General features: G+C 39.7%; 1 protein-coding gene. It reads left to right on the top strand.

Annotation, left to right across the window (positions count from 1 at the left end; all coding sequences use genetic code 11):
* A partial coding sequence (locus tag QBK95_RS22870; RefSeq protein ID WP_280936887.1) for a Calx-beta domain-containing protein occupies positions 1–2,387 on the top strand: 2,387 nt, incomplete at both ends.

Raw genomic sequence — 2,387 nt, forward strand, 5'->3', positions numbered from 1 at the left:
ATCAAGGTATCGGTACAATCAATGATGATGATGCAGTACCTACAGTAAGCATTGCAGATGTTACAGTTGATGAAGGCGACGACGCAGTATTTGCGGTGAGTTTAAGTAATCCAAGTAGTGAAGCTATTACAGTTACCTTCACCATTGATGATGTAACAGCTACCGAGACAGGTGATTATACAGAGCCAGCTACTTTAACGGTTACCATTCCAGCAGGTAGTACGACGGTAAATGTAACGGTTCCAACAGTAGAAGATACTACGAACGAACCTACGGAGACCTTTGAGGTAAATATCACAGATGCAGAAACAAATACGACCAATACTACCTTAACGGTAACTGACAATCAAGGTATCGGTACGATCAATGATGATGATGGAGTACCAACAGTAAGCATTGCAGATGTTACAGTTGATGAAGGAGATGATGCAGTATTTGCAGTAAGTTTAAGTAATCCAAGTAGTGAGGCTATTACAGTTACCTTCACCATTGATGATGTTACAGCAGTAGAGACGGGTGATTATACAGAGCCAGCTACTTTAACGGTTACCATTCCAGCAGGTAGTACGACTGTAAATGTTACAGTTCCAACAGTAGAAGATACAACGAATGAGCCTACGGAGACCTTTGAGGTAAATATCACAGATGCAGAAACAGATACGACTAATACTACCTTAACGGTAAGTGACAATCAAGGTATCGGTACGATCAATGACGATGATGGAGTACCAACAGTAAGCATTGCAGATGTTACAGTTGATGAAGGCGATGATGCAGTATTTGCAGTAAGTTTAAGTAATCCAAGTAGTGAAGCTATTACAGTTACTTTCACCATTGATGATGTAACGGCAGTAGAGACAGGCGATTATACAGAGCCAGCTACTTTAACGGTTACCATTCCAGCAGGTAGTACGACTGTAAATGTAACGGTTCCAACAGTAGAAGATACAACGAACGAACCTACAGAGACTTTCGAGGTTAATATCACAGATGCAGAAACAGATACGACCAATACTACCTTAACGGTAAGTGACAATCAAGGTATCGGTACGATCAACGATGATGATCCAGTACCTACGGTAAGTATCAATGATGTTACAGTTGATGAAGGAGATGATGCAGTGTTTGCAGTAAGTTTAAGTAATCCAAGTAGTGAAGCTATTACAGTTACCTTCACCATTGATGATGTTACAGCAGTAGAGACAGGTGATTATACAGAACCAGCTACTTTAACGGTTACCATTCCAGCAGGTAGTACGACTGTAAATGTAACGGTTCCAACAGTAGAAGATACTACGAATGAGCCTACGGAGACTTTCGAGGTTAATATCACAGATGCAGAAACAAATACGACCAATACTACCTTAACGGTAAGTGACAATCAAGGTATCGGTACAATCAACGATGATGATCCAGTACCTACGGTAAGTATCAATGATGTTACAGTTGATGAAGGCGATGATGCAGTATTTGCAGTAAGTTTAAGCAATCCAAGTAGTGAAGCTATTACAGTTACCTTCACCATTGATGATGTAACGGCAGTAGAGACAGGTGATTATACAGAGCCAGCTACCTTGACGGTTACCATTCCAGCAGGTAGTACGACTGTAAATGTTACAGTTCCAACAGTAGAAGATACAACGAATGAGCCAACGGAGACTTTCGAGGTTAATATCACAGATGCAGAAACAGATACGACTAATACTACCTTAACAGTAAGTGACAATCAAGGTATCGGTACGATTAACGATGATGATCCAGTACCTACGGTAAGTATCAATGATGTTACAGTTGATGAAGGCGATGATGCAGTGTTTGCAGTAAGTTTAAGTAATCCAAGTAGTGAGGCTATTACAGTTACCTTCACCATTGATGATGTAACGGCAGTAGAGACAGGTGATTATACAGAGCCAGCTACTTTAACGGTTACCATTCCAGCAGGTAGTACGACTGTAAATGTAACGGTTCCAACAGTAGAAGATTTGATTTTCGAATTTACAGAAACCTTTGAAGTAAATATTACAAATGCAGAAACGGATACTACTAGCACTCTTATTACAGCAACTGATGCACAAGGAATAGGTACTATTAATGATGATGAAATACCTAATCCATTATTACAAGTAACCAAAACTATAAGAGTTCCTGGAAGCGTATTAAATAATGTTATAGAATATGATATTGTGGTTACCAATATTGGTAATACCTTTATTACCGATATAGAAATTACTGATGCTAATGCAGATGCAGGTAGTATTGTAGGGAGTCCAATCGTTACATTGGCTCCAGGCGATAGTGTAACTGTAACGGCTAATCAAACAATCACTCAGACTGATATTGATGCAGGATTTGTAGAGAATAGCGCTACAGCTACAGGAGATAGTCCA

The sequence above is a fragment of the Aquimarina mycalae genome, assembly GCF_029906345.1.
GTDB lineage: Bacteria > Bacteroidota > Bacteroidia > Flavobacteriales > Flavobacteriaceae > Aquimarina.